At 62.7% G+C, this 23545-nt stretch carries 28 protein-coding genes and 1 pseudogene; 10 read left to right on the top strand and 19 right to left on the bottom strand.

Annotated features, from left to right (window positions below; all coding sequences use genetic code 11):
• Together FQU74_RS00480 and FQU74_RS00475 are read left to right on the top strand one after the other, a co-directional pair.
• Window positions 1-125 (top strand): annotated as a pseudogene (locus tag FQU74_RS00480) (electron transfer flavoprotein subunit alpha/FixB family protein); the annotation flags it as partial.
• A 195-nt stretch (window positions 126-320) separates the two neighbouring features.
• A complete protein-coding gene (locus FQU74_RS00475) occupies window positions 321-1196 on the top strand; it encodes a 3-hydroxybutyryl-CoA dehydrogenase (protein ID WP_146284314.1) in 876 nt (291 codons plus the stop codon).
• Window positions 1197-1200: 4 nt separating this feature from the next.
• Here the strand turns inward: FQU74_RS00475 and FQU74_RS00470 are convergent, their stop codons facing one another.
• The 7 genes from FQU74_RS00470 to FQU74_RS00440 are packed head-to-tail and all read right to left on the bottom strand — an operon-like array spanning window position 1201 to window position 6533.
• A complete protein-coding gene (locus FQU74_RS00470; RefSeq protein WP_308423085.1) occupies window positions 1201-2061 on the bottom strand; it encodes a lysophospholipid acyltransferase family protein in 861 nt (286 codons plus the stop codon).
• A gap of 10 nt (window positions 2062-2071) precedes the next feature.
• Window positions 2072-2341: an HPr family phosphocarrier protein gene (locus FQU74_RS00465; RefSeq protein ID WP_146284310.1), complete on the bottom strand. Its 270-nt coding sequence runs from the start codon at window positions 2339-2341 to the stop codon at window positions 2072-2074.
• Window positions 2338-2757, bottom strand: a complete 420-nt coding sequence (locus FQU74_RS00460; protein ID WP_146284334.1) for a PTS sugar transporter subunit IIA — start codon at window positions 2755-2757, stop codon at window positions 2338-2340. Before FQU74_RS00460 ends, FQU74_RS00465 begins: the two co-directional genes overlap by 4 nt.
• Before the next feature lie 7 nt (window positions 2758-2764).
• Window positions 2765-3673, bottom strand: a complete 909-nt coding sequence (gene rapZ / locus FQU74_RS00455) for an RNase adapter RapZ (protein WP_373289058.1) — start codon at window positions 3671-3673, stop codon at window positions 2765-2767.
• Between the two features lie 7 nt (window positions 3674-3680).
• Window positions 3681-4124 (bottom strand): HPr kinase/phosphorylase, encoded by a 444-nt coding sequence (locus tag FQU74_RS00450; RefSeq protein WP_146284308.1) that lies wholly within the window; start codon window positions 4122-4124, stop codon window positions 3681-3683.
• Between the two features lie 9 nt (window positions 4125-4133).
• Window positions 4134-5822 (bottom strand): sensor histidine kinase, encoded by a 1689-nt coding sequence (locus FQU74_RS00445; RefSeq protein WP_146284306.1) that lies wholly within the window; start codon window positions 5820-5822, stop codon window positions 4134-4136.
• A gap of 9 nt (window positions 5823-5831) precedes the next feature.
• On the bottom strand, window positions 5832-6533 hold the full coding sequence (locus FQU74_RS00440; RefSeq protein ID WP_146284304.1) for a response regulator transcription factor: 702 nt from the start codon (window positions 6531-6533) through the stop codon (window positions 5832-5834).
• A gap of 361 nt (window positions 6534-6894) precedes the next feature.
• Here FQU74_RS00440 and FQU74_RS00435 point away from each other — a divergent pair, with 361 nt between their 5' ends.
• Window positions 6895-8493: a phosphoenolpyruvate carboxykinase gene (locus FQU74_RS00435; protein WP_146284302.1), complete on the top strand. Its 1599-nt coding sequence runs from the start codon at window positions 6895-6897 to the stop codon at window positions 8491-8493.
• Window positions 8494-8709: 216 nt separating this feature from the next.
• On the top strand, window positions 8710-10374 hold the full coding sequence (locus FQU74_RS00430; RefSeq protein WP_146284300.1) for an acyl-CoA dehydrogenase family protein: 1665 nt from the start codon (window positions 8710-8712) through the stop codon (window positions 10372-10374).
• A gap of 76 nt (window positions 10375-10450) precedes the next feature.
• Here FQU74_RS00430 and recO read toward each other — a convergent pair whose 3' ends face one another.
• The 11 genes from recO to folK all read right to left on the bottom strand — a co-directional run bounded on the left by recO (window position 10451) and on the right by folK (window position 19149).
• A complete protein-coding gene (recO, locus tag FQU74_RS00425) occupies window positions 10451-11173 on the bottom strand; it encodes a DNA repair protein RecO (protein WP_146284298.1) in 723 nt (240 codons plus the stop codon).
• Window positions 11174-11215: 42 nt separating this feature from the next.
• Window positions 11216-11551 (bottom strand): DUF1491 family protein, encoded by a 336-nt coding sequence (locus FQU74_RS00420; protein WP_146284296.1) that lies wholly within the window; start codon window positions 11549-11551, stop codon window positions 11216-11218.
• A 5-nt stretch (window positions 11552-11556) separates the two neighbouring features.
• Window positions 11557-12468, bottom strand: a complete 912-nt coding sequence (gene era / locus FQU74_RS00415; RefSeq protein ID WP_146284294.1) for a GTPase Era — start codon at window positions 12466-12468, stop codon at window positions 11557-11559.
• Window positions 12461-13150, bottom strand: a complete 690-nt coding sequence (gene rnc, locus FQU74_RS00410; protein WP_146284292.1) for a ribonuclease III — start codon at window positions 13148-13150, stop codon at window positions 12461-12463. Before rnc ends, era begins: the two co-directional genes overlap by 8 nt.
• A complete protein-coding gene (gene lepB / locus FQU74_RS00405; protein WP_146284290.1) occupies window positions 13147-13935 on the bottom strand; it encodes a signal peptidase I in 789 nt (262 codons plus the stop codon). Before lepB ends, rnc begins: the two co-directional genes overlap by 4 nt.
• Before the next feature lie 149 nt (window positions 13936-14084).
• On the bottom strand, window positions 14085-14492 hold the full coding sequence (gene acpS / locus FQU74_RS00400) for a holo-ACP synthase (protein WP_146284288.1): 408 nt from the start codon (window positions 14490-14492) through the stop codon (window positions 14085-14087).
• On the bottom strand, window positions 14489-15235 hold the full coding sequence (locus FQU74_RS00395) for a pyridoxine 5'-phosphate synthase (protein WP_146284286.1): 747 nt from the start codon (window positions 15233-15235) through the stop codon (window positions 14489-14491). Before FQU74_RS00395 ends, acpS begins: the two co-directional genes overlap by 4 nt.
• A 31-nt stretch (window positions 15236-15266) precedes the next feature.
• The gene (locus tag FQU74_RS00390) at window positions 15267-15959 is read right to left on the bottom strand and encodes a DUF2062 domain-containing protein (protein WP_146284284.1); all 693 of its coding nucleotides are present in this window, start codon (window positions 15957-15959) and stop codon (window positions 15267-15269) included.
• Between the two features lie 18 nt (window positions 15960-15977).
• Entirely contained in the window at window positions 15978-18095 is a 2118-nt protein-coding gene (locus FQU74_RS00385) for a RelA/SpoT family protein (RefSeq protein WP_146284282.1), read from the bottom strand.
• A 21-nt stretch (window positions 18096-18116) separates the two neighbouring features.
• Window positions 18117-18476 (bottom strand): DNA-directed RNA polymerase subunit omega, encoded by a 360-nt coding sequence (gene rpoZ / locus FQU74_RS00380; protein ID WP_146284280.1) that lies wholly within the window; start codon window positions 18474-18476, stop codon window positions 18117-18119.
• 103 nt (window positions 18477-18579) lie between these two features.
• Window positions 18580-19149 (bottom strand): 2-amino-4-hydroxy-6-hydroxymethyldihydropteridine diphosphokinase, encoded by a 570-nt coding sequence (gene folK, locus FQU74_RS00375; protein ID WP_146284278.1) that lies wholly within the window; start codon window positions 19147-19149, stop codon window positions 18580-18582.
• Between the two features lie 137 nt (window positions 19150-19286).
• On the opposite strand from folK, the gene FQU74_RS00370 reads away from it, so the two are divergent.
• The 6 genes from FQU74_RS00370 (at window position 19287) to FQU74_RS00345 (ending at window position 23241) form a co-directional block, all read left to right on the top strand.
• On the top strand, window positions 19287-19859 hold the full coding sequence (locus FQU74_RS00370; protein ID WP_146284276.1) for a LabA-like NYN domain-containing protein: 573 nt from the start codon (window positions 19287-19289) through the stop codon (window positions 19857-19859).
• A 114-nt stretch (window positions 19860-19973) separates the two neighbouring features.
• Window positions 19974-20411 carry a YqaA family protein gene (locus FQU74_RS00365; RefSeq protein WP_146284274.1) on the top strand — a complete coding sequence of 146 codons (438 nt, stop codon included), beginning with the start codon at window positions 19974-19976 and terminating at the stop codon, window positions 20409-20411.
• Between the two features lie 47 nt (window positions 20412-20458).
• Window positions 20459-21412 carry a 4-hydroxy-3-methylbut-2-enyl diphosphate reductase gene (gene ispH, locus FQU74_RS00360; protein ID WP_146284272.1) on the top strand — a complete coding sequence of 318 codons (954 nt, stop codon included), beginning with the start codon at window positions 20459-20461 and terminating at the stop codon, window positions 21410-21412.
• Between the two features lie 75 nt (window positions 21413-21487).
• Window positions 21488-22096 (top strand): LysE family translocator, encoded by a 609-nt coding sequence (locus tag FQU74_RS00355; protein WP_146284270.1) that lies wholly within the window; start codon window positions 21488-21490, stop codon window positions 22094-22096.
• 94 nt (window positions 22097-22190) lie between these two features.
• A complete protein-coding gene (gene rnhA / locus FQU74_RS00350; protein ID WP_146284268.1) occupies window positions 22191-22655 on the top strand; it encodes a ribonuclease HI in 465 nt (154 codons plus the stop codon).
• A 61-nt stretch (window positions 22656-22716) separates the two neighbouring features.
• The gene (locus FQU74_RS00345) at window positions 22717-23241 is read left to right on the top strand and encodes a TetR/AcrR family transcriptional regulator (RefSeq protein WP_146284266.1); all 525 of its coding nucleotides are present in this window, start codon (window positions 22717-22719) and stop codon (window positions 23239-23241) included.
• A gap of 8 nt (window positions 23242-23249) precedes the next feature.
• Here the strand turns inward: FQU74_RS00345 and FQU74_RS00340 are convergent, their stop codons facing one another.
• Complete coding sequence (locus tag FQU74_RS00340; protein ID WP_146284264.1) at window positions 23250-23489, bottom strand: GlsB/YeaQ/YmgE family stress response membrane protein; 240 nt, start codon at window positions 23487-23489, stop codon at window positions 23250-23252.
• Window positions 23490-23545: the final 56 nt, after the last annotated feature.

Raw genomic sequence — 23545 nt, 5'->3', positions numbered from 1 at the left:
TGAAGGACTCCAAGGTCATCGTCGCCATCAACAAGGACGAAGAGGCCCCCATCTTCCAGGTCGCAGACTACGGCCTCGTCGCAGATCTCTTCACCGCCGTCCCGGAACTCACAGGGAAACTGTGAGGCCTGTCAGACCAGCATGACACATGGGGCCCGCGCCATTGGTGCGGGCCTTTTCACAACCGGCACCGGCAAACACGATGCCTTGCCCAATCACCACAAGCCTGACGTTTTTCAGGATTTTTCCGGGCCGATCCGGCCTTGCATCAACATGCTGCAGCCGCATAAGCTTTGCCCGCGGTAATGGGAGTAGGCGTCATGGCAATCGAATCGGTGGGCGTCGTCGGCGCCGGGCAGATGGGCAACGGCATCGCGCATGTCTTTGCCCTGGCGGGGTTCGATGTCCTGCTCAACGATATCAGCGAGGACAGCCTGGCAAAGGCGCTGGTCACGATCGACAAGAACATGGACCGCCAGGTCAGCCGTGGCAAGATCACCGCCGAAGAGAAGGCTGCCGCACAGGCCCGTATCCGCACTACACTGGCTTTGCCGGATCTGGGCCAGACGGACCTGATCATCGAAGCCGCGACTGAGCGCGAAGAAGTCAAGCAGAAGATCTTCGATGCCTTGCTGCCGCATCTGAAGCCCTCCACGATCCTGACATCGAACACCTCGTCGATCTCGATCACGCGACTTGCCTCGCGCACTGACCGGCCAGAGAAGTTCATGGGTTTCCATTTCATGAATCCCGTGCCGGTGATGCAGTTGGTAGAACTGATCCGAGGCATCGCCACTGACCAGCCCACCTGGGATGCCATGCACGAAGTGGTCAGGAAGCTTGGCAAGACTGCCGCCTCGGCCGAGGATTTCCCGGCCTTCATCGTTAACCGCATCCTGATCCCGATGATCAACGAGGCTGTTTATACGCTGTATGAAGGCGTGGGCTCGGTCAAAAGTATCGACGAATCGATGAAGCTTGGTGCCAACCACCCGATGGGTCCCCTGGAACTGGCGGACTTTATCGGTCTGGACACATGCCTTGCGATCATGAACGTCCTCTATGAAGGGCTGGCTGATACCAAGTATCGCCCCTGCCCATTGCTGACCAAGTATGTCGAGGCGGGCTGGCTTGGCCGCAAGTCGGGGCGCGGCTTCTATGACTATCGCGGAGAAACCCCGGTGCCCACGCGCTGAGCGGTCAGGCGCCCAAGCTTAGTGTATGGGCGCGCAACCACTCCAGAAAGCCGCGCGGGTTGCCTTCCCATTTTTCAAGCTCGGATGCCGGAATCGGATGCCCGATATAGGGGCGCTGCGGCTTGAAGAGGGCGCGCTTGATTTCATAGAGCAGCAGTCCCTGGCGCAAAGTATCCGACAGCTTGTTCGCGATCAGGAATGCACGGCTGTTCTGTCCGGTGAACCGCATCGGCAGGATCGTGGCGCCTGACAGTCGCACCATCTTGTGGGTAAAGACGTTCCATTCAGCCTCGACCGCCGGCCCCCACCAGCCTTCCGACATCGCGACCTTGCCCGCAGGAAACAGGATGACCACCCCGCCCCGCTTGAGATGCGCCATCGTCTCGTTGCGCATCTGCAGGCCGAGTTCGCGCGCATTCTCCTCATGCGGGAAGGGCACGGGGATCATGAACTCTTCGATCTCGGGGATTCCAGTCAACAACGACCGGGTCAGGATCTTGAAATCCCCCCGGACGCGCGCGACCAGTTCGGCCATGATCATGCCATCGACCAGACCATGCGGATGGTTCGCAACCACAACCACAGGGCCTGTTGCGGGGATGCGCGCCACCTCTTCGGCCGGGGTCTGGATGTCTATCCCCATGGTCCGGATTGCCTTGGGCCAGAACGGCACACCAAAAGGCGCGCCCGAGGCCTCAAACTTGCGGATCAGGCGCAGAAGCGTGACCTTGGCAGTCAGCCACTCGACGGTCCGGATGGTCCCGGACTTGAAGGGATTGGTGAAGGTGCCGGCATAGGACAGCCGTCGCATGTCATACTGGCGTTCCGCAGGGGCGGTTGCAGTGACCGGGCTGTCTGTCGTCACGGGTTTGGCCTCAATGCTCTTCGCCGAAACGATTGGCGACCAGCAGTTCCAGCGCATCTGCAAGCTCGCGCGCCTGCGCACCCGAAGTGCTGACATCTATGCTCGTCCCGCGAGAGGCGCCAAGCATCAGAAGGCCCATGATCGAATCGCCAGATACGGTCATGCCATCCTTCGTAACCTCGGCCTGGGCGTCGTAGCCCTCGACACATTCGACGAACTTGGCCGATGCACGGGCGTGAAGCCCCTTTTCGTTGACGATCCGCAATTGGCGTGTGGTCATGCCCGCTCTCCCTGCACTCGTGGCGGCTCTGCTCCAAGATCCAGGCTGTTGATATACTTCCTGCCGGCATCGAGGGCGAGGCTCACCGCATCGGCAAGCGGAAGATCGCGCGATTTCGTCAGTTTGATCAGCATGGGCAGGTTGGCGCCATACAGGATCCGCCGGTTGCGTGCGGCACAGGCCGGCAGCGACAGGTTGGACGGTGATCCGCCAAACATGTCGGTCACGACGACAACCCCATCCCCCTGATCCACGGCCTCGACCGCGGCGCGAATCTCGGCTGACTTCGCCTCGCGGTCGGGTTCCCCCTCAATCGGGATGGCGACCATCGAGTCCTGATGACCGACAACATGCTCAACGGCCGAGAGATACTCTCTCGCCAGTCCGCCGTGAGCCACAATGACGATCCCGATCAAAACCCGATCACCCAGATCCCAAAGGCCGGCCATTGGCCGACCGGCGTTCCAGTTCCCTGTGTCGTTTTGACACCGTCCAGCCGGCTTCTGCAAGCGCATTGGCCATGGTTTCCGCAACTGCGACAGAGCGGTGTTGCCCGCCGGTACAGCCAAATCCGATCGAAAGATGCGCCTTTCCCTCGGCCTTGTGGGCCGGGAGCAGAAAGAGCAACAAATCCTTCAACCTCGCGATGAACTCGGCATGCCTTTCATCTGACGCAACGTAATTTGCAACTGCAGCATCGCGCCCGTCCAATGGCCTCAGTTCGGCCACCCAATGCGGGTTCTGAAGGAATCGGCAGTCGAAGATCATGTCGAGCCCGCGCGGCACGCCGCGCTTGTAGCTGAAGCTCTGCATCGATACCGCGAGCCCGGGCGTCCCCTCCCGGTGGAACCAGTGGGCAATTTCGGCCTTCAGGTCGTGGGGCGACATCTCGGATGTGTCGATCAGATGATCGGCGCGCACCCGGATTGGCGCCAGAAGATCAATCTCGCGCGCGATCCCCTCGGCCGGAGCTTCGGCCAGCGCAAGCGGATGACGGCGACGTGTTTCGCCATAGCGGCGGATCAGTTCGGCCGACGCGCAATCGACATAGAGGAGCGAAAGCTGCACACGCGGGTCGGTGGTCAGCTGATCGACCAGTTCTATCACCGCCGTGGCGTTGAATTCGCGGTTGCGCACATCAAGGCCAAGCGCGATGGGCCGACCCAACGGCGGTCCATCCACCAGATGCGAGACAAGGCTCAACGGCAGGTTGTCGATCGCCTCATAACCCAGATCCTCAAAGGCGCGGATCGCTGTGGTCCGGCCAGCCCCCGACGGGCCGGTGACCAACACCAGCTCGTGCTCCTTGGCAGGTAGGGAAATGCCGTCCATCTTGCCGTCAGGCCCTGCGGCCGCCTTTTAGGTACTGAAACAACGCAGAAGAAAGATGATGCGCGCCCCGCCCGAGGACAAGGGGAATCGGACATCCCAGTATCGTGATTTCACGAAAGGGCGGCAGACGGTCGGGTTCACCTTCAGCAAGGTCCACAGCCAGCACGATGCGCGCGTTATCCATGGGATCGGCGCCCAGGATGCCGATGCCGCGCGCCTCGATCATACCCCTGAGCCGGTCGGGCGCCGTGGCATACAGAGCCCCGCCTTCACCGCGCAGATCAACCTGATCGTCAGAAACCAGCTTTGCTCCAAGAGCCATCATTTCAAGCGCCAGCGAAGACTTTCCGCTGCCCGATGGGCCGAGGATCAGAAGCCCCTTGCCCTCGACGGCCACGCAACTGGCGTGCCGTCGGTCTGATGGATTATCCGTGGGGGATGCAGGTGCCATGCCACCCGGTCAAACGGGCAAGCCCACGACGAAGCGAGCGCCCAGCGGGGGCGTGTTCAGATCGGCATTGCTCGGCCGGATATTCTCGGCCCAGATCACACCGCCATGCGCCTCGACGATCTGCTTGGAAATTGCGAGCCCCAGCCCGGAATGGTTGCCAAAGTCGCCCGAGGGGCGTTCGGAATAGAAGCGGTTGAAGATCTTGGTCAGCGCTTCATCCGGGATACCGGGGCCCGTATCCTCGACCACCACCAGCACGCGGTTTTCGCGACGGCGCACCCAGACCCGGACGGCGTCACCTTCGTCGCAGAACGAGATGGCGTTGGTAATCAGGTTGACGAAGACCTGCGCCAGCCGCCCCTCCAGCCCGCGCGTGACGATCGCCTCACTGGGCAGATCCGCGATGAACTCGACGCCTTTTTCCTCGGCCATCTGGCCGAGATATTCAGACAGGTTCGCGATGGTCTTGAGAAGGTTGAACTCTTCTTCCTCTTCCTTCACCAATTCGCTGTCCAGCCGCGAGGCGTTGGAGATATCGCTCACCAGCCGGTCCAGTCGCCGCACGTCATGGTCGATCACCTCAAGCAGGCGCGCGCGCTGATCGTCGCGTTTTGCAAGGTGCAGTGAAGCGACCGCCGAGCGCAATGATGCGAGCGGGTTCTTGATCTCGTGCGAGACATCGGCCGCGAATTGCTCGTTGGCGTCGATGCGTTCATACAGCGCAGAGACCATGCCACGGATCGCCACGGACAGACGGCCAATCTCGTCCGGACGCGCCGTCAGGTCGGGAATGCGGACGCGACCGGGGGCCATCTTGCGCATGTCGCGGTCCCGGCCCAGTTCGGCCGCGATTGCCAGATCGCTGAGCGGGTTGGCTATGGTCGAGGCCAGAACAAGGCTAAGCCCGATGGAGACCAGAAGCGCGATAACGAACATTCGCAGGATCTGCTCGCGTTCATAGCTGACAAGGTTATCGATCTCGCCTTCGGGTGAGGCCAGAGTGACCACACCGGCGATGCGCGCGCCATCGCGGATGGGCGTTGCCACAACCAGCAAGGTCCCACCCGTCGGCCCGCGGGCGATATCAATCAGCGTGTCACCTGTGATTGCCCTTGGCGCCAGCGCCTTGGCAAGGACGGTACGGTCAGGCACCTCAACCAGCGCGCTCCCCCCGCCCATCACTACGGAAACGCCATCCCAGATCAGGTTCAGAAAATCGGTGAGCAGGGTTGATTGACGCTCACGCGAGATCTCGCGGGCGACTCCCTGATCCTGCGCGATCGTCCGGCCGGCGGTGTCGAAGATCAGGACCTCCATGCCGGGGCCGATATCCGCCCGCCCCAGAAGCCGTTCGCCCACATCCGAGAGCCGCGCCCCCGAAATGCCGACCTCAAGGAAGTTTGCCAGAAGCCGGGCCTCTGTCACCAGACCACGCTCGCGCTGCTGCACGAGGCTGTTGCGCGACGGGTTCATGAACAGTACGCCCGCCACCATGATGACGATCGCAAGCATGTTGAACACAACAATCTTGCGTGCGAGTGGCGAATGGTTCAGCGCCACCAGTCCACGGCGGGACTTGCCCGCGCGCAATTCCTGTTCGGCCAGCGCCTCGGGGCTGACCCAGTCCTCGCCAAGCAGAACTTCACCCCGGCGAACCGGTTCGGCCTTGCCTGTCGTGCTGCGCTGAGCCACGCCCATATCGCGCCGTCATTCCTCGTTGTAGCGATAACCGATGCCGTACAGCGTCTCGATGGCGGAAAACTCGGAATCGGCGGTCCGCATCTTCTTGCGCAGACGTTTGATGTGACTGTCGATGGTGCGGTCATCGACATAGACCTGATCGTCGTAGGCCACATCCATCAGCTGATCGCGGCTCTTCACAAAGCCCGGACGCTGCGCAAGCGCCTGCAGAAGCAGGAATTCGGTGACCGTTAGCGACACGTCGTTACCTTTCCAGGTTACGGCGTGGCGCAACGGATCCATGCGCAGGTTGCCCCGCTCCATGATCTTGTTTTCTTCGGTAACAGCCACTTCACTGGTGGCGATGGCCTCTTGTCGGCGCAGAAGCGCCCGGATGCGCTCGACCAGAAGACGCTGGCTGAAGGGCTTCTTGACGTAATCGTCAGCGCCCATGCGCAGGCCGAGGACCTCGTCGATCTCGTCATCTTTCGACGTCAGGAAGATCACCGGCATCGAGGTCTTCTGCCGCAAGCGCTGCAGCAGATCCATCCCGTCCATCCTTGGCATCTTGATATCAAGCACCGCCATGTCGGGCATGCGGCGGTTGAAAGCTTCAAGCGCCGATTGTCCGTCATTATAGGTTTCAACCTCGAAACCTTCGGCTTCCAGCGTAATGGACACCGACGTCAGGATATTCCTGTCGTCGTCCACAAGGGCGATCCTGGCCATGTCCTGTTATCCTGTCTGCTCATATTCAATTTTTCCGCAATTCTCGGCCTTCGCACCAAGGGAATCAACAGGAAACTGCGAATCGGCCCGGCAAGGAGCGGTCGGGGTGCCGTGAATTTGCGCAGAGATGGCCATTTTGCCGCACCTCAACGGCCCAGATGTCCACCAGCCGGAATTGGTTGCGCTAACCTGTCCATGGTTGCGCTAACCACCCCGATGCGTGCTATTCCATCCTGAAAGCGACGTGTTATAGGGCAATTGTCGACCCCGTCGTCCGGGGTGCGACCGGTAGTCATTTGGCCCAGGCTGCCGACGTGAACCGAAAGACGCCGCGCGTGCCGCGGCACCGGAGAGCTTGCACATGACGCATGGACGCGTGAACCCCCGCCACACCCTTGAAACGCAAGGCATCAGCGGATTGGGCAACGTCTATTACAACTACATCGAACCGGCGCTCGTTGAGGCGGCGGTGCGTCGCGGCGAGGGGCGTCTTGGCAATGGTGGGGCGTTCCTTTGCACCACCGGCCAGTTCACCGGCCGCTCGCCGAAAGACAAGTTTGTCGTGCGGACGCCCTCGGTGGAAAACACCATCTGGTGGGAAAACAATGCCCCCATGGCGCCCGACGCCTTTGACCGCCTGCATGCCGATATGCTGGAGCACATGAAGGGCGGCGACTATTTCGTACAAGACCTTTATGCAGGCGCTGATCCCGCGCACCGGCTGGACGTGCGCGTCGTGACCGAACTGGCCTGGCATGGCCTGTTCATCCGCCATCTGCTGCGCCGCCCCGATCGTGCCGAGCTTGACAGCTTTGCGCCCGAGTTCACCATCATCAACTGCCCCTCGTTCAAGGCAGATCCCGCACGCCACGGCTGCCGCACCGAGACGGTGATCGCGCTCAACTTCGACAAGAAACTGATCCTGATCGCCAACACCGCCTATGCCGGCGAAAACAAGAAGTCCGTCTTTACGCTGCTGAACTATCTGCTGCCCGAAAAAGGCGTGATGGCGATGCACTGCTCGGCCAACCACGCCATCGGCAATCCGGATGATACGGCCGTCTTCTTCGGCCTGTCGGGCACCGGCAAGACCACGCTGTCGGCTGACCCCTCGCGCACCCTGATCGGGGATGACGAGCATGGCTGGTCCGAAAAGGGCACCTTCAACTTCGAAGGCGGCTGCTATGCAAAGACCATCAACCTCTCGGCCGAGGCCGAGCCGGAAATCTATGCCACGACCAGCCGCTTTGGCACCGTGGTCGAGAACATGGTCTTCGATCCCGAAACGCTGGAACTTGACTTCACCGACTCCAGCCTGACCGAGAACATGCGTTGCGCCTACCCGCTCGAAGCGATCTCGAATGCCTCGGACACCGGGCTTGGCGGGCATCCGAAGAACGTGATCATGCTGACCTGCGACGCCTATGGCGTGCTGCCGCCCATTGCGCGGCTGACACCGGCGCAGGCGATGTATCACTTCCTTTCGGGCTTCACCTCAAAGACGCCGGGCACCGAGCGTGGCGTGACCGAACCGATCCCGACCTTCTCGACCTGCTTTGGCGCCCCCTTCATGCCGCGCCGGCCCGAGGTCTATGGCAAGCTTCTGCAAGAGAAGATCGCCCAGTTCGGCGCGACCTGCTGGCTGGTGAACACCGGCTGGACCGGCGGGGCGCACGGGACCGGCAAGCGGATGCCGATCAAGGCCACGCGCGCGCTGCTGACCGCGGCGCTGGATGGTTCGCTGGGCAAGGTGGAGTTCCGCAAGGACCCGAACTTCGGTTTCGAGGTTCCCGTCGCGGTGCCGGGCGTTGACACAATCCTGCTGAACCCGCGCGACACCTGGGCCGACAAGGCCGCCTATGACGCACAGGCCAAGAAGTTGGTTGGCATGTTCGCCGACAACTTCGGCCAGTATGTGCCGTTCATCGACGCCGATGTGAAGGCGGCCGCGATCGGCTGATGCAAGGCTGGGGGCTTTGCCCCCAGACCCCCAGGATATTTGTGAAAAGAAGAAGCGGCTCCGGAATTCCGGGGCCTTTTTTTCACTCATCCGACCATGGTCGCGCAAACGTCATGGACATATTCATTCAATGAATGCCATTCGTTTGTATTTTTCTTGCGCTGCGACTGCAAAGTCGCTACCTCTTTCGCAATCGCAGAATACTGGGGAATCGCCATGCCGCATGATGGACAGACCATGCCCGTGACACCGCTTCTTTCCGATCTGACCGCACTTGCCACCGCTGCCCTGCCCGAAGTGGAGGCCCTGTTCGTCGAGGCGCGCGAGGCGCTGCGCGCGCGCGTCACCGTCGGTGGCAAGATCTCGGCCGCAGCGATGGAAGAGCACCAGTTTGCCGCCCACAGCCTGAGCTGGCTTGCCACCTATACCGAAAGCCTGCGGCAGTTGCTGGCCTGGTCCTCGCGCCTGTCCGAACAGGGCAGCTTTGGCCAGATGGAAGCGCTGATCCTGCAGATCGGCTTTGGTGAGTATCTGGCGCAGATTTCGGGCGGGATCCCGATGTCGCAGACCGAAACCGCCCGCCTGTCGGATCTCGGCCTGAATTGGGCGCCCGGCGCCGCCGCCCTACGGCTGATGGCCGAAGGGAATACACCAGCCGCCCGCGCCGCACTTGTCGCCCTGATGCGGGACAACCATGGCCGCGCCACCTTTGGCGCAACCGGTCTGGAAGAAGAACTGGAGATGATCCGCGACCAGTTCCGCCGCTTTGCGGACGAACGCGTGATCCCCTATGCCCATGACTGGCACCTCAAGGACGAGCTGATCCCGATGGAGATCATCGAAAGCCTTGCCGAGATGGGGGTGTTCGGTCTGACCATCCCCGAAGAGTTCGGCGGCTTTGGGCTGTCGAAAGCCTCGATGGTCGTGGTGTCCGAAGAACTTTCGCGGGGCTATATCGGTGTAGGAAGCCTTGGCACCCGGTCCGAGATCGCCGCCGAGCTGATCCTCTGTGGTGGCACCGAGGCGCAGAAGGCCGAATGGTTGCCCAAACTTGCCAGCGGCGAAATCCTTCCGACGGCGGTCTTTACCGAGCCCAATACCGGATCCGACCTTGGGTCGCTGCGCACCCGCGCGGTGAAGGTGGGCGATGACTGGGAGGTGACCGGCAACAAGACCTGGATCACCCATGCCGCGCGGACCCATGTGATGACGCTTCTGGCGCGCACCGATCCCAACACGACCGACTGGCGCGGCCTGTCGATGTTCCTGGCCGAGAAGACGCCCGGCACGGACGAGACCCCCTTCCCCACCCCCGGCATGACCGGCGGCGAGATCGAGGTTCTGGGCTATCGCGGGATGAAGGAATACGAGCTCGGCTTTGATGGTTTCAAGGTGAAGGGCGAGAACCTTCTGGGTGGGGTCGAGGGTCAGGGCTTCAAGCAGCTGATGCAGACATTCGAATCCGCCCGCATCCAGACCGGCGCCCGCGCGATCGGCGTTGCGCAATCGGCGCTGGAAACCGGCATGCGCTATGCCGAGGATCGCAAGCAATTCGGCAAGGCCCTCATCGAGTTTCCGCGCATCGCCGGAAAGCTTGCCATGATGGCCGTTGAAATCATGATCGCCCGCCAACTGACCTATTTCAGCGCATGGCAAAAAGATCACGACAAGCGCTGCGACCTTGAGGCCGGAATGGCCAAGCTGCTTGGCGCCCGCGTCGCATGGGCCAGCGCCGACAATGCCCTGCAGATCCATGGCGGGAACGGCTTTGCGCTGGAGTATCAGATCAGCCGCATCCTCTGCGATGCGCGCATCCTGAACATCTTTGAAGGTGCGGCCGAGATTCAGGCCCAGGTCATCGCACGCCGCCTGCTGGACTGACCGTTCAAAAGCGGCTTGCCGGATGGCCCCGGCGGTTCGCGCCGCCCGCCCCGTGAGAGCTTCGGGGCGGGCAACTTTATTGAAAGCGCCGCTGCAACAGATCGAGCAGCCGCGCGCGGGCCTCTGGCAGGGACTTGCCATGGTTCAGCTCTGCCAGTTCGCGCCCGAGAAAATGCCCCGTGATGGCAAGCCCCTGTATGAGCTCCTCTGCGACAAGGGGCCCTTGCCCCAGCAGTCCCGGCGGCAGTGGCAATAGCCGGGATGACCAATCGCCCGCACCATCCCGGCTGACCGCGCGGCCGGTCCGGGGGCTGACATAGGCCAGATCCTCACGGCTGCCTGTCGCCGCGCAGCGCGTCAGATCGAGTGCAAAGCCGACCTCTTCCAGAAGCGCCATCTCCCATCGCAGGTAGTCGGCGGGCCAGTCTGCAGTCTGCATCGCCGCAAGCAATGCTTGTGTTCGCGCGTACAGCAGCGCATGCGGCTCACGCTCCGGCAGGGCAAAGCGCAGCAAAGCGCAGATCGCATTCAGCCCGGCGAGGGCGATCCGGTCCTCCATCAGCATGGCACGGCTGCGCAAAGGCTCAACGGTGAAAACGCCCAGATGCTCGTCCAGCCGCGCCCGCCATTCGACGGCAACTTGCGTACCCGGCTGAAGGGTGGCCGCAACCTTGCGCGAGGCGCCGCCCCGCACCACACCGGCATGCAGTCCATGCTGTGCCGTGAACACCTCGATGATTGCCGATGTCTCGCCATGCGGGCGCGAGGAAATCAGCGTGCCTTCATCCTGCCAATCCATGCCCGCACTATCCGACGCCCGCCGCACGTCGGCAAGCCGGCATCAATCGCGAAGGCCGTCTTCCTGCAAGAGCGTCCGGCCCGCGCGATCTTCCAGCTCGATGATCCAGAGGTCGCGGTCAAAGGACCGGGCACGGGCGACGGCGGCATCGACCTTCGCCTCCTCGCCCTCGGCCAGCAAGACCCAGGTGCGTTCATCGGCCATCAGGTCATAGCTGCGCTGATAGGCCCGCGCCGCGCCGTCAAGCGTGGCGCATTTCACCACCACCGCGCCCGAGGTCGGATCGCCCTTTGCTGTCACATAGGCCGGAATATCGGCAAGCCGAAGCCGCGCCAGATAGGCAGAGACCCACAGATCACTGGCCAGACGGGGGTGCATGGCGCTCAGTCGCCGTCCTTGAAATCAAGGCCCATTTCCGAATAGCGGTCAGGCTCTTCCAGCCAATTGGGCCGCACCTTGACCTGCAGGAAGAGGTGCACGGGACGATCCAGAAACTCGGCCAGATCGACGCGGGCGGCCTGACCGATCGCCTTGATGGTCTCGCCCTTGTTGCCCAGTACGATGCCCTTGTGCCCGTCGCGCGCGACATAGACGATCTGGTCAATCCGGGTCGAGCCATCCTTGCGGTCTTCCCATTTCTCGGTCTCGACGGTCAGCTGATAGGGCAGCTCTTCGTGCAGGCGCAGCGTCAGCTTCTCGCGCGTGATTTCGGCAGCGATCATGCGCATCGGCAGATCAGCAATCTGGTCCTCAGGGTAAAACCACGGGCCCACGGGCAACTGGCTGGCAAGCCAGGCGCGCAGCTTGTCGACCCCATAGCCCTTTTCCGCCGAGATCATGAAGGTTTCCACGAAAGGGAAAGCCTTGTTCATCTCTTCGGCAAGCGCGAGCAGGTTCTCGGCCTTGATCCGGTCGATCTTGTTGATCGCCAGCGCCACTTGCTGTCCCTGCGGAATGCGGTCCTTCATCGCGTCGATGATGGCCGCGACACCGTCGGTCAGGCCACGATGCGCCTCGATCAGCAGCACGATGATGTCGGCATCCGCCGCCCCGCCCCATGCTGCGGCGACCATGGCGCGGTCCAGCCTGCGACGCGGGCGAAACAGGCCGGGCGTGTCGACAAAGACGATCTGGGCATCGCCCTCCATGCAGACACCGCGGATGCGCGCCCGCGTGGTCTGCACCTTGTGGGTGACGATCGAGACCTTGGCCCCGACCATGCGATTGAGAAGCGTGGACTTTCCTGCATTCGGCTCGCCGATCAGCGCCACGAAGCCCGCCCGTTGTTCAGCCATTCCGGCCCTCCATCCGCGCCAGCAGCGCCTTTGCGGCGGCTTGTTCCGCCACACGTTTCGTTCCGGCCTTTGCCGTCTCAGTTTCACCTGAAGCGAGGCGCACTTCTACTGTAAATACGGGCTGATGATCCGGCCCTTCGCGGCCAAGCGCGGAATAGACCGGGGGGGTCTGCCCACGGGCCTGCGCCCATTCCTGCAAGGCGGTCTTGGGATCGCGGGCATCCGCCTCGACCGCGCCGATCCGCGGCCCCCAGAGGCGCAGCACCAGATCGCGCGCGGCCTCAAATCCGGCATCGAGATAGACCGCAGCGATGACCGCCTCCATCGCGTCACCCAGAAGCGCCTCTTTCCGCCGCCCACCCGACATCATCTCGGACCGGCCCAGCTTCAACACCTCGCCAAGGCCGATCGCTCGCGCCACATCGGCGCAAGCCTCCTTGCGGACAAGCGCATTGAAGCGCGGCGCAAGCTGGCCTTCTGCGGCAGACATGTCGGCGGCAAGCAGCGCCTCGGCCATCGCAAGACCAAGAACGCGGTCGCCCAGAAACTCCAGCCGCTGGTTGTCGGGTCGCGTCACCGATGAGAGCGAGGCGTGCGTTACGGCCTGCACCAGCAGTTCGGGCTGCTGGAACCGGTACCCGAGGCGGCCTTGAAAGGCCAGGAGATCGGCCGCAAGCTTCACTCGATCGCCTTGAAGAACCGATCCGCGCGCCAGGTCCAGAAGAACCACATCCGGCTACCGGCCGACGAGAACACGATGCGGTCTGCCCGACCGATCAGGAACTCTGCCGGCAGGAAGCCCACGCCTCCGACCGTCTGGCTGTAGCGGCTGTCGGTGGAGTTGTCGCGGTTATCGCCCATGAAGAAGTACTGCCCCGGCGGCACGGTAAAGACATCCGTGTTGTCGCCATAGCCGTTGCTGTCGATGTTCAGCACCGAATGGCTGCGCCCGTTGGGCAGCGTCTCGATAAAGCGCGAGCGGGTGCAGACGCCGCCCTGCCCGACCGGCGCGTTTTCGCAGCGCGGCAGGTTCGCCATCGGCCCCTGCGGCTCGTAGATCTCTTCGAAGATGCCATCGGGTTGCTGCGGCACTTCCTGACCGTTGATCCACAGGACACCGTCCTTCATCTGGATCGTGTCGCCCGGCAGGCCGATCAGACGCTTGATCATATCGGACCCATTCACCGGATGGCGGAACACCACCACGTCGCCGCGCTCGGGTTCAGACCCCATGATACGGCCCTCGATCGGGCACATCGCAAAGGGGCAGGAATAGCGCGAATAGCCATAGGCCATCTTGTTCACAAAGACGAAGTCGCCAATCAGCAACGTGTCTTTCATGGACTCGGACGGGATCCAGAAGGGCTGAAAGAACAGGGTGCGAAACACGCCGGCGATCAGCAACGCCCAGAACAGCGTCTTGATCCAGTCCCAGAGACTGTCACCCGTTTTTTCCTTGCTCGCCATCTGCGGCCTCTCTGTCTTTCCCGCGCTATGAACGGGGCATCATGATTGCGCGCGTTGCGCGGGGTCGTCTTCCGGCGCGCTTCATGCGCGCGGGGAAGGGTGGAGTCAAGTTTCACACCGCCAAAAGGGGGGCATGGGTCAAAACTCCGTCATCGTGCCAATGGGCGCGCTTCGATGACAACGAAGGCCTGCGCCCAAGGGTGATCATCGGTCAGCGTCACGTGCACCAGCGCCTCATGCCCGGGCGGCAGCATCTGCGCCAGACGCTCGGCGGCCCATCCGGTCAAATGCATGACCGGCTGGCCGGTGTGCAGGTTGGTGACCGCCATGTCGCGCCAGGCAATGCCCATGCGCAGTCCGGTACCAAGCGCCTTGGAGCAGGCCTCTTTTGCCGCCCACCGCTTGGCATAGGTCGCGGCCACCGCAAGCGGCCGCCCCTCGGCCTTGGCCTGTTCGGTATCGGTGAAAACGCGGGAGCGGAACCGGTCGCCATGACGCTCCAGCACCGCGGCAATCCGGTCGATATTCGCCAGATCGGTGCCGATGCCGAGGATCACCCGCGCGCCTCGTCCATGCGGCGGCGCATTTCCTCGATTGCCGGGCCCAGACCCAGATAGATCGCCTCGCCGATCAGGAAGTGCCCGATGTTCAGCTCTCGCACCTCGGGGATCGCGGCAACCGGGGCCACATTGTCATAGGTCAGCCCGTGGCCGGCATGCACCTCAAGCCCAAGGGATGCAGCAAGCCGCGCGCCCTCGCGCAGCGCCGCAAGTTCGGCATCCGCCTCGGCCAGTCGCCCTTCGGCGTGAAGGTCTGAATAGTGCCCGGTGTGCAACTCCACCACCGCAGCGCCGATCCGGGCGGAGGCCTCGATCTGGCGGGGCGCATGGCCGATGAACATGCTGACGCGGCATCCGGCCTCGCGCAGCGGCGTGATGTAGTCGCGCAGCCGCGCCTCATCGCCCGCGACATCAAGGCCGCCCTCGGTGGTCCGCTCTTCCCGCCGCTCGGGCACAAGACATACGGCATGTGGCTTCAGGCGCAGGATGATCGCCTTCATCTCATCGGTTGCGGCACATTCAAAGTTCAGCGGAATCCCGATCCCCGCCATCAGCGCGTCCATGTCGGAATCACGAATGTGACGACGGTCTTCGCGCAGATGGGCCGTGATCCCGTCGGCGCCGGCCGCCTCGGCCAGAAGCGCCGCGCGCAGCGGATCGGGCCATGCTGACCCCCGCGCATTGCGCACTGTCGCGACGTGGTCGATGTTCACACCAAGCCGAAGCCGTTCACCCGCCATTGCAACCTTCCTTCTGCCTTGCCTGCCGACCTTACGGTGCGCCCGGGCTGTCGTCATCCCCCGACGTGGCGCTCTTTGAGCCGAGCCGCACGGCATTCAGCCGCGCCCGCAACGCGGAGCGTTTTTCAGCCCGCTCTTTCGATTTTGACGCGCGCAGCTTCTGATAGGCATGCACGGCCGGAATGGTCAGATAATAGGTCAGGAAACTGAACAGGATGCCCGGAATGATCGAGCCGATGGTATAGGGCCAGAAAAGGAACCAGAAGAAATCGATAAGCTTGTCCCAATGCGCTACATCGCCGGTAAACATGGCGCAAAAGTTGTACCAGAGCTGGACACCGGCCTCGGCAAAGGCGGCAACGACAAACTCGAAGGTCAGCTTGACGTCCATGCCCAGCATCCAGTGGCCCAGCTTGATCGAGCCCATGGCGATGAAGGGCGTGGTCAGCGGGTTGGACAGAAAGGTCGCCAGCAGCGCCGCCAGGATGTTGCCACGCAAGAGCCAGGCAAGGCCCGCCGCCGACAGCATCTGCACCCCGTAGAGCGGCGGAAAGTTCACAAAGGTGCCAGCAAATACACCACGCGCAATCCGGTGCGGCTGATCGGGCAGTCGGCGCATGCGGTGCAGCACATACTGGACGGCACGGCGAAAACCGCCCTTGGGATAGACGAAGTCCCTTGCGATCTTGACGTATGAGCGCTTGTCGCGCCGTTTGAATACCACGTTGCTGCCCCCGGGCGATCAGGGTTTCCGGCTCAGGTCGCGGTGCCGTGCTATCTGGGCGACGTCGGTCTCTGCCTCCAGAGCGGTCATCACCATGTGCAGATGCTCCAGATCCCGCAGATCGACATCGACCACCAGTTTGTAAAAGTCTGGTTTACGGTCCACGAATTGCAGGTCCGAGATATTGGCCTTCTGCTCACCAATCAAGGTGCAGATACGACCAAGTACGCCCGCATCATTCGCAATCGTCAGTTCAATGGTGACGGTGTTCACTGCGGCGTGACGACCTGCCTGCCAATGCAGGTCGATCCAGCGTTCCGGCTGTTCTTCATATTCCGCCAGTGCCGGGCAGTCGATCGCATGCGCGACCACACCTTGCCCGCGATGGGTGATCCCGACGATGCGCTCACCCGGAATGGGCTGGCAGCAGGGGGCGCGGCGGAAGCTCTGGTCGGCGGCAAGGCCCAGAACCGGGCGCAGCGCGTCGACCACCTCGGGCTGGGCGGTGCGGAATTCGGGGTAAAGCGTCTCAAGCACACGCCGCGCGGTCAGCTCGGCCGACCCCAATTGGGCCAAGAGCTCGGTCTCGTCTGGCAGGCCAAGCATCTTGGCGGCGGTGCGAAGCGCCTTGTCGGTCGCTTTCTTGCCGGCATGATCAAAGGCCGCGCGGGCAAGCTCTTGCCCCAGCTTGACGAAACGCCCCCTGTCCTCTTCGCGCAAGGATCGCCGGATGGCGGCCTTGGCCCGGCCCGTCACCACGATATCGACCCAGCTTGCCTGCGGGCGCTGCCCCTCGGCCGTGATGATCTCAACCGACTGTCCGTTCTTCAGCCGGGTCCACAGCGGCACGCGAATGCCATCAACCTTCGCCGAGACGCAACCATTGCCGATACGTGTGTGGATCGCATAGGCGAAATCGAGCGGCGTCGCCCCGCGTGGCAACTGGATCACGTCGCCCTTGGGCGTGAAGCAGAACACCTGGTCGGTGTACATTTCGAGCTTCACGTTCTCCATGAAGTCGTCGGTGTCTTCGTCGCCCAAACGCTCGTTCAGGCTGGTGACCCAGCGGGTCGGATCGATGGCGAAGGGGTTTTCAACCCGCACGCCCTCGCGATAGGACCAGTGGGCGGCCACGCCGGATTCGTTCACCTCGTGCATCTGGCGGGTGCGGACCTGCACCTCGACCCGTTTGCCGTCGCGACCCGATACAGTGGTGTGGATGGACCGATAGCCGTTCGACTTGGGCTGGCTGATGTAATCCTTGAACCGCCCCGGCACCGCGCGCCAGCGCTGGTGGATCACGCCAAGCACCCGGTAACAGTCGGTCACATTCGTGGTAATGACGCGGAAGCCGTAGATGTCGGACAGGCGGCTGAACGCCAGGTCCTTTTCCTGCATCTTGCGCCATACGCTGTAGGGCTTTTTCGCCCGGCCATAGACGTCAGCCTCGATCTGCGCCTTTTCCAGCTCGTGCCGGATGTCGGCGGTGATCTTGTGCACAACATCGCCCGCCTCGCGCTGAAGCGTGATGAAGCGGCGGATGATCGAGTTGCGCGCATCAGGGTTCAGGACGCGGAAGGACAGATCCTCCAGCTCTTCCCGCATCCACTGCATCCCCATGCGACCAGCAAGGGGCGCGTAGATCTCCATCGTCTCGCGCGCCTTCTGGGCCTGCTTCTCGGGGCGCATGCTCTTGATCGTGCGCATGTTGTGCAGCCGGTCAGCCAGCTTCACAAGGATCACGCGCAGGTCCCGCGACATTGCGACAAACAGCTTGCGGAAGTTCTCGGCCTGCTTTGATTCGGTCGAGGTGAGCTGCAGGTTGGTCAGCTTGGTGACGCCATCGACCAGCTCTGCCACCTCTTCGCCGAATTCACGGGCGACATCGGTGTAACTGGCCTTGGTGTCCTCGATCGTGTCGTGCAGAAGCGCGGTCACGATGGTCGCGTCGTCCAGCCGCTGCTCGGTCAGAATGGCGGCGACGGCGACGGGATGCGTAAAATAGGGCTCGCCCGACTTGCGGAACTGCCCCTCGTGCATGCGCTTGCCATAGGAATAGGCCCGACGGATCAGATCAGCATTGGTCCGCGGGTTGTAATTGCGGACAAGGGCGACGAGGTCTTCGACGTCGATCATCCCTGTCTGCCCTTCACAAACTCAGCGTTCGCCGTTCGCTTCCATCAGCGCGCGCAGCATCTTTTCTTCCGACATGTCGTCAGATGCGGGGCTATCAACGGCGTCGCCATTGCCCATCAGAAGCGCCATCTGGTCTTCCTCAGGCTCATCGACCTCGATCTGGGTCTGATGGCTCTCGATCATGCGCTCACGCAGATCGTCAGCCTGCTGGCTTTCCTCGGCGATTTCGCGCAGGGCGACCACCGGGTTCTTGTCGTTGTCCCGATCGATCGTCAGCGGCGATCCGGCGGCGATCTCGCGGGCGCGGTGCGCGGCCAGCATCACCAGTTCGAACCGGTTGGGGACCTTGTCAACGCAATCTTCTACCGTCACGCGGGCCATGGGATACTCCGTTGCGGATGGGGCATGGAACGGCCTCTTTAAGCCCAACAACGACCCTTGACAAGGGCGGAATCCGGTGAATCCACTCGCAGGTTCCGAAGCCTCACAAAGGCTTTACAGCCGCGACGTCTGCAGCAGGCAGGGCGGCAAGAAGGGCGCGCGCCGTCAGCCCCAGAACCGGGTGCCGCCAGTCCGGCGCCACATCGCACAGCGGCACCAGCACGAAGGCCCGGTCCTGCAGGCGCGGATGCGGCAGGATCAGCTGGTCGGGCGCTTGCCTGGCCTGATCTTCGGGCGCAAGCTCACGCCACCTGCGATGTGTCTGCGCATCGGGCAGCACCAGATCCCCCATCGCGATCAGGTCAAGGTCCAGCGTCCGCCCCGCCCAGCGGTATTCACGGGTCCGGCCAAATCGCGCCTCGATCTTGTGAAGCACGTCAAGGATTGCCTCTGGCCGTTGACCCGCGCCATTAATTTGGGCCACGGCATTCACATAATCGGGACCAGCCCCTGCGGGAAAGCAAGGGGTTACATATATACTACTCGTTACGATCGGCGCGAAACCGGCCTCGGCAAGCGCATCCAATGCCGCGCGCACAGTTTCTTTCGGGGGATGTTCGTTTTGCGGCAAGTTCGCGCCAAAAGCGACAAGAGGGTGATTTGCAGCCGCCATTCGTGGTGATACTCTCTTAAGTATAGGTTGCGCCATTTGCTTGCCGGTTGGTATCCATCCGCGTTCCGGGACGGTATCGGCAGGTTGCCACCACGACTGCCGCATTTTGTTCCGGAAACGATTTGAGGGGAAAACTTATGTTTTACAAGGACGAACGGCTTGCGCTGTTCATAGATGGTTCAAACCTTTATGCAGCAGCAAAAGCGCTCGGGTTTGACATCGACTACAAACTACTCAGGCAAGAGTTCATGCGGCGCGGCAAGCTGCTGCGGGCTTTCTACTATACTGCCCTGCTGGAAAACGACGACTATTCGCCAATCCGCCCGCTCGTGGATTGGTTGCACTACAACGGCTTCAGCATGGTCACGAAGCCGGCCAAGGAATACACCGACAGCCAGGGCCGCCGGAAGGTCAAGGGCAATATGGATATTGAGCTGACCGTGAACGCGATGGAACTCGCGCCCCGTGTCGATCATATCGTGCTCTTCTCGGGCGATGGCGATTTCAAGCCGCTGGTCGAAAGCCTGCAACGCCAAGGTGTGCGGGTCTCAGTGGTCTCGACCATCCGCAGCCAACCGCCGATGATTGCCGATGAACTGCGCCGCCAGGCCGACAATTTCATCGAACTCGACGAACTGCGCGAAGTGATCGGACGCCCGCCGCGCGAGCCGCGCCCTGAGCGCGAGGAAATCGAAGTTCAGGCCAAGTAAGGCCTAGCGGATCGTGGAGGTTTGGGGAAGCCGCCACGAGCCCGGCGAAGTCACGCAGGCGCCCTTCGCGGCGCCTGTTTGCATTCCTGCCGCCGCTCTGTTGAACATGGCGGCATGATCGTTGCTCTGACCAGCCTGATTGCGGCAGCCTTTCTGGCTGCAACTCCCCTGCCGATGCAGTCCGAGGCGGTATTCGTCGCACTGCAGGGCGCGGGGGCACTGCCGGTGCCAACGATGGTGATCGTTGCAGGGCTTGCCAATACTGCGGGCTCGGTGGTGACCTGGGGCCTGGGTCGCAGCATTCGCCTGCTTGAAGGGCGCTTTGCCCCATCAGCCGAAAAGCTTGCCCGCGCCGAGGCGGTCTATGCCCGGTGGGGCCGCTGGTCGCTTCTCGTCAGTTGGGCGCCACTGGGCGACGTGATCTGCCTCGCAGCCGGGATGATGCGGGTCCCCCTCTGGCAATTCGTGGCGATTGTGGGGGTTGCCAAGACCGTGCGCTATGCCGCACTGGCCGCCGCAACCGCCGGAGTTCTGTCTTTGGGCTGGACCTGACCGGCCCGAACGCCTACCTCTGACGCGACGCGAACGAGGCACCGACCATGACCCAGCTCTCCCCTTTGCATCTCTATCTTGCAGCACCGCGCGGCTTTTGCGCTGGTGTGGACCGGGCGATCAAGATCGTAGAAATGGCGCTGACGAAATGGGGCGCGCCGGTCTATGTGCGCCACGAGATCGTGCACAACAAGTTTGTGGTCGACACGCTCAAGGCGCAGGGTGCGGTCTTCGTCGAGGAACTGGACGAAGTGCCCGATGACCGTCCGGTGATCTTTTCGGCCCATGGCGTGCCCAAGTCGGTTCCGGCTGCGGCAGAGGCGCGGCAGATGATCTTCGTCGATGCAACCTGTCCGCTGGTGAGCAAGGTGCATATCGAGGCCGAGCGGCACCACGAAAACGGGTTGCAGATGATCATGATCGGCCATGCCGGCCATCCTGAGACCATTGGCACCATGGGGCAACTGCCGCAGGGCGAGGTGCTGCTGGTGGAAACCGTGGCCGACGTGGCGCATGTATCCCCGCGCGACCCCGAAAAGCTGGCCTTCATCACCCAGACGACGCTGTCGGTCGATGATACGGTCGAGATTGTCGCCGCGCTGAAGGCCAGGTTCCCGGCGATCATCGGCCCCCACAAGGAAGATATCTGCTATGCCACGACCAACCGTCAGGCGGCGGTCAAAGCCATCGCGGGCAAGATTGATGCGCTTCTGGTAATCGGGGCGCCCAACTCCTCAAATTCGCGCCGCCTGGTCGAGGTGGGCCGTGCCGCCGGATGCAGCTACTCGCAACTGGTGCAGCGGGCGACGGACATCGACTGGCGCGCGCTGGATGGCATTCGCGCCATTGGCATCACCGCAGGGGCCAGCGCGCCCGAAGTGCTTGTAAACGAGGTGCTCGACGCCTTCCGCGCCCGTTTCGACACCACGGTCGAGCTGGTGGAGACCGCGCAGGAGAATGTCGAGTTCAAGGTACCCCGCATCCTGCGCGCGGCGGAATAGCGGGACGCGGGGCATGAAGGGCTTGCCAGTTCGCGCCGGGGCCATAGTCTGGCGCAAACATCCAGAGGTTGGCCCATGTCCCCCGAATTCCTGCTGACTGCCTTTATCGTCTGCATCACGCCGGGAATCGGCGTGGTCTATACGCTGTCGATGACGCTGGGCGGCGGGTTTCGCGCCGGGCTTTGGGCCTCGGTCGGGTGTACCATCGCGACGGTCTTGCACATGGTTGTAGCGCTCGCCGGGCTGGCCGCGCTGCTGCTTGCCAGCGCGCTGCTGTTCCAGACGGTGAAATACGCAGGCGTCGCCTATCTTTTGTGGATGGCCTGGGCAGTGCTGAAGGGCACGGGTCAGATGGACATCTCCCCTGCAGCCCCGGCGCCTGTCGGGCGCATTGTTTGGCGGGGGATCCTGCTCAACATCCTGAACCCCAAGCTGCCGCTGTTCTTTGTTGCGTTTCTTCCACAATTCCTGCCCGCACATGGGGCAACGATTGGGCAGATGGTCGAACTTGGCCTTGGGTTCTCGGCCATGACGTTCCTCACCTTCGTGATCTATGCAGGGATTGCGGCCTCGGGCCGTCAGGCAATTCTCGGCTCGGCCAGGGTGATGGTGTGGATGCGCCGGGCTTTTGCCGCTTCATTTGCCGCATTGGGGCTGCGGCTGGCTATGGAGCGGGCGGCCTGAACGGCTGGCATTGGCCGATCGCAGCGGGTAAGAGGGGGCTTCGCCCCCGTCTCCTGCCGGAGACTCCCCAGAGGGTATTTGGACCAAGAGGAAGATGCCGGAGCTTTACGCCTATACCGACGGTGCCTGTTCGGGCAATCCTGGCCCCGGCGGGTGGGGCGTGCTGTTGCTGGCGCGCGAGGGAGATACAGTCGTCCGCGAGCGCACCCTGAACGGCGGCGAGGCTGACACGACCAACAACCGGATGGAACTGCTTGCCGCAATCTCGGCGCTTGAGGCGCTGAGCCGCCCGTCCGAGATCATCGTCGTGACCGACAGCGCCTATGTGAAGAACGGGGTAACCAGCTGGATCTTTGGCTGGAAGAAGAACGGCTGGAAGACCGCCGATCGCAAGCCGGTCAAGAATGTCGACCTCTGGCAAAGGCTGGATACCGCGCAAGCGCGCCACCGGGTCACCTGGCGCTGGATCAAGGGACATGCGGGCCACGCCGAGAATGAGCGTGCCGATGAACTGGCCCGCGCAGGCATGGCACCGTTCAAAAGCCGCGGAGCGGCGTGACGCCCCGGTCGAGAAGGCATTTTCCGCTTCCATTGCAGCGTCATCCGGTTACGAATGACCCATGGCCCGACGCAAGATCATCTCTGACGCGCATGTCCATTCCGAGGTCCGCAGGCTCTTGGCCGAAGGCGGCGACAAGGCTGTGTCTTTCGGATCGATCTCAAAGGCGACGGGTCTCGCAGGCCCGACTTTGGTGCAGAGATTTGGGTCGCGCGAGGGGATGCTGAAGGCGGCCCTGAGTGACGCATGGGACCGGCTGGTTGCCGAGACTGAGGCCGCAGAGGCGGATGCCCCGCTCACCGCAAAGGGCGCGCAGGCCTTCCTCAAGGCCCTGGGGGCGGATGCCCCGGAATCGGCCGATCTGTCGCTGCTGGCCGCCGATTTCCGCGACCCCGATCTGCGGGCAAGGGCCGAAGCATGGCGGGCGCAGGTCGAGAGGGCGCTCGCAATCCGTTTGGGCGGCGGTGCCCGCGGGCGCGAGAGCGCGTCTATCCTGTTCTCGGCCTGGCAGGGTCAACTTCTCTGGCAAACCGCCGGCGGCAAGAGCTTTCGTGTCAAGGACGCATTGAAGCGGCTGACTGACTGACCTGCGGTTTACCGGCCGAAATACTGCCGCCAAAGCCAGATCAGCCCCATTGCGCCAAGAACTGCCCCCACAAAAAGAAGTCCCGATCCGGTGATCAATGTGAACAGCCGCAGCAGGAACCACGCGATTGCCGCACCTGCCATGCCGATCAGGATCGTCGTGGGGACATCTGTCTGAACACGCATGAACCGCGTGGCCAGAAACCCGGCCGCGGCACCGACGATCAGGATCAGCAGAAAACGGGTCATTTCAGGTCTCAAGCCTTGGCGCGGATGCGCCCATGAAAGCCGGTTCATGCATAGGC

It is taken from the genome of Gemmobacter aquaticus, assembly GCF_007859075.1.
Classification (GTDB): domain Bacteria; phylum Pseudomonadota; class Alphaproteobacteria; order Rhodobacterales; family Rhodobacteraceae; genus Gemmobacter; species Gemmobacter aquaticus.
This window is presented reverse-complemented; position numbering and strand designations above follow the sequence as displayed.